Raw genomic sequence first — 640 nt, forward strand, 5'->3', positions numbered from 1 at the left:
GCTGATCTGGCCTCCACCATGTGAAGGTTCCGGCCAGATCAGCCTTCCATCGGGAGCAACGCCGTGGTTACATAAAGGGTGGCTGCGCCATCGGGGTCTCGTCAAGACTCTCAGGGCAGGGGTGCGAAGTGGGATGCAGAGGGGGACTTTCAAGGCTTCAGGGAGCCAGAGTGAAACATGAAGATAAAGATGGCTGCAGCGGCCTATCACCAATACGAGAACGAGATTGTGGAAATTGAGTTCGACTCTTTTTTCACTATTGTAATTTCTCAAGAAAAAAAATTAGGAGAGTATCACGTTTCCGCAATTTCGATGAGGGAAGAGCAGGTTGATAAGTATAATCGTGGAAGAAACGACACATCTGAAGCTGTGCCGTTGGATGAATTCATGAGGGCTATCAATGAAGCCGTTAATCGGTTAAAGGATTAGATCTTTCAAACCCTTCTCAATTATTTTTGCGCAGAGTATCATCGATACTCAAAATTTTTACGTTAGTCTTGAACGAGCCAATTGTGCCTGCGGACTTCCACAATTGATATTGTCGCAAATTAGTCAATTATATCAATCGCTTAGCAGTGTTTCAGCTGTTGTCGTAATACACATTATCACTCTCACGCTAGCCCCTCGATTGACGAGACCC

At 45.6% G+C, this 640-nt stretch carries 1 protein-coding gene; it reads left to right on the plus strand.

The features are described 5' to 3' along the window. Positions 1-177 precede the first annotated feature (177 nt). A complete protein-coding gene (locus tag IE053_RS14385; RefSeq protein ID WP_189577348.1) occupies positions 178-429 on the plus strand; it encodes a hypothetical protein in 252 nt (83 codons plus the stop codon). Positions 430-640: the final 211 nt, after the last annotated feature.

The organism is Parvularcula lutaonensis, assembly GCF_014651915.1.
In the GTDB taxonomy this organism is placed as follows: Bacteria; Pseudomonadota; Alphaproteobacteria; order Caulobacterales; family Parvularculaceae; genus Parvularcula; species Parvularcula lutaonensis.